This window comes from Nocardia sp. NPDC059229 (assembly GCF_042754165.1).
Taxonomy (GTDB): Bacteria; Actinomycetota; Actinomycetes; order Mycobacteriales; family Mycobacteriaceae; genus Nocardia.
On sequence record NZ_JBHZAK010000028.1, the window covers coordinates 79745 to 82450 of the forward strand.

The 2706-nt window shown below is 66.9% G+C and carries 2 protein-coding genes; one reads left to right on the forward strand and one right to left on the reverse strand.

Annotated features, from left to right (window positions below; genetic code table 11):
* Positions 1–330: 330 nt before the first annotated feature.
* Positions 331–1062, reverse strand: coding sequence for a TetR/AcrR family transcriptional regulator (locus tag ACFXHE_RS39225; protein ID WP_379390021.1), 732 nt, complete (start codon positions 1060–1062; stop codon positions 331–333).
* Between the two features lie 95 nt (positions 1063–1157).
* Here ACFXHE_RS39225 and ACFXHE_RS39230 point away from each other — a divergent pair, with 95 nt between their 5' ends.
* A complete protein-coding gene (locus tag ACFXHE_RS39230; RefSeq protein ID WP_379390023.1) occupies positions 1158–2282 on the forward strand; it encodes an FAD-dependent oxidoreductase in 1125 nt (374 codons plus the stop codon).
* Positions 2283–2706 lie beyond the last annotated feature (424 nt).

Below are 2706 nucleotides of genomic sequence, written 5' to 3' on the forward strand. Positions count from 1 at the left end.
CGGCGGGGGGGGGGCCCCCCCCCCCCCCCCCGCGGGCGCCCCCCCCCGCCCGCGCGCCCCGCCCCCCCCCCGCCGCCCCCCCGTCACGGGGACTTATTCCGCGTTGGGGCGGGGGATCTGTTCCTCTGCGGCCCAATCTCGGGTGATCGCCAGTCGAGGTAGTCGCGCACTAGAACCGGGTGGGCGGTGTGCTGGTCCGAGGTCATCGAGGTGACTCATGAGCGTAATCGCGCTAAATATCTTTGACTGACAACTGAAGACGGCTCCGTCGATCAGTAGCTTGTTGATTGCACGCTCATGTCGAGCCATGTGGCCACTGCGCGGCCCAGGTCAACTGGATGCAGGCTGCAGATTATTCATGAGCAGGCCCAGGGTGAACTCGAAGCGGTCGGGTCCGGTGCCGGAGATCAGCTCGGCGGCATGGCGTCGAGTCTGTGGGAATTTCTCGGCAGGCAGTGCGGTGAAGCGGTCCAGCAACTGCTCGTGGCTGAGCACCCATTCCTGATCCTGATCCTGATGGCGGCGCCGTCGCTGGACCAGCGACTGTTCCAGCGCATAGGCGCTGACGTAGAGGGACAGCGCGTCGCGGGCCCATCCGGCGGTCCTCGGTTCGATGCCGCCCGCGAGCAGGATCGCCAGGATTCCTTCGCCGACCCGCAGCGTTTCCAGGTTGGTCGGCACCATGGCCAGCGCGGCCCGCGAGACTCCGGGGTATTTCAGGTACAGGTCGCGGATCTGCGTGTACACCCTGAGCAACTGCTCACGCCAGGCGTCCGAATTCGGTTCGGGGAGCACGACTTCGGCGTAGAGCCTGCCTATCAGCAGATCGTCGATGTCGTTCTTGTTGACGATGTGCGCGTAGAGCGACGACGGACCGGTGCCAAGCGCGGCGGCGACCCGGCGGATGGTCAGCGCGTCATACCCCTCGGTGGCGACGACCTCCAGGGCGGCGTCGGTGATCCGTTCGACGGTGATGGGCATCTTGCGTGGTGCCGACACGGCAGCCTCGGTTGCGGGTTGGGCGTGGCGGGCTGCGCGGCGTTGGCGGGGATCGGCGGGCATACCGGCAACTATAGCTTGACACGAACTAAGTTCGTTATGTAGAACTTAGATCGTCATAGCGAACTAAGTTCGTATCGTTGTCCGGGAGGTGCGTGATGCGAGTTTCCGTCGTCGGAGCCGGTCTGGGAGGTCTGGCTCTCGCGCAGGGTCTGCGTGGTGCCGGGATCGAGGCCGACGTGTTCGAGCGCGACCCGGGGATCGTCGCGCGGTTCCAGGGCTACCGGCTCGTGCTGAATCCGACCGGCTTCCAGGCGGTGCGCGGCTGCCTGCCGACGCGCTGGCACCCGCTGCTCGACGAGATCGTCATGGACGCCTCCGCCGAACAGCTGATCCTGGACCCGTGGCTGAACGAGATCGGCAGGCTCGGCGCGGGCCGGACCGGCATCGTCGTCGACCGGCAGGTGCTGCGACACCTGTTGCTGACCGGTCTCACCGTACACACCGATGCCGCGCTGACCGGCTACGACGTGCTGGCCGACGGCAAGGTCCGAGCCCGGTTCGCCCGCCGCGCCCCGGCCACCGCCGACCTGCTCGTCGGCGCGGACGGCGTCACCTCCGCGGTCCGCGGGGTGTTGTCGACGCACACCACCCCGACCGACACCGGCGTCCGGTTCGTCATCGGCCGCACCCCGCTGACCGACGAATTCGCAGCCCTGTCCAAGGCTTTCGGCTCGAAGATCGCCGGCGACGGCGTCAGCCTGCTGCTCGGCGCGATGCGCTTCCGTACCCCGCCGAAGCAGGCTGCCGAGCAATGGGCCCCCGAAGTCACGCTGCCCGACATCGGCGATTACGTGCGCTGGGCGATGATCCTGCCGCCGAACAGTTCGCTGGAGGACCTGACCGCGCAGGACGCCGTGCTGTCCAGGATGGAGGGCTGGCACCCGGCGCTGCGCGCGCTGATCGAGCAGACCGACCCGGACAACAGCACACTGCTCTCGATCCGAGTGGTCAAGCCCGGTGAGCGCTGGGCGTCCGGCCCGGTCACGCTGCTCGGCGACGCGATCCACGCCACCTCCCCGACCGGCGGCAACGGCGCGAACACCGCGCTGCGCGATGCGGACCTGTTGCGCCGCTGCCTGATCGAGGCCGACGGAGGCCGCCGCGATCTGCGTAACGCGGTCGACGACTACGAGCGGCAGATGTTCGAGTACGGCGCCGAGGCCGTCCGCAGCAGCCTCGAGAGACTGCCCGCCTTCGCCCCCGAAGCGAAACTGTCCTGAGTCCGGTGCACGGAAAGCTTATCTGGCACGGGATCGGTTGCCGCGCAGTTCATTCCGTGGTTCGGAGCACTCGACTTCTCTGGGTATCGACGAATCCAGCGAGCATGGCTAAAAGCGCAGTTGCTCGTCCATGACGAACGCGACCGAGACCAGACGACACCCGACCAGCCGAGACAACAATTCGTTGGGCGCGGATGCCAAAGCTCGTCCTGACCTCGAGTCGGGCCGGAAACGGTCTGCCGGCCCGGCATATCTACGCAATGCGGCGCAATTCTTGCAGCACAACTTGTTTCGATACCCGACGGGCTTGGGCTGTGGACGCCGCAGAGTGTCAACGGCATGCCAATCCTGATCACTTCGCAGCGCCCGAATTCTGACCCCTCTCCGGTCGGGTTGGGTTGATGGTTCAGTCTTCAGTTGTGCC

Coding starts and splice junctions, on each gene's coding strand:
- ACFXHE_RS39225 (WP_379390021.1), bottom strand. CDS start 1,062: ATGCCCGCCGATCCCCGCCAACGCCGCGCAGCCCGCCACGCCCAACCC.
- ACFXHE_RS39230 (WP_379390023.1), top strand. CDS start 1,158: ATGCGAGTTTCCGTCGTCGGAGCCGGTCTGGGAGGTCTGGCTCTCGCG.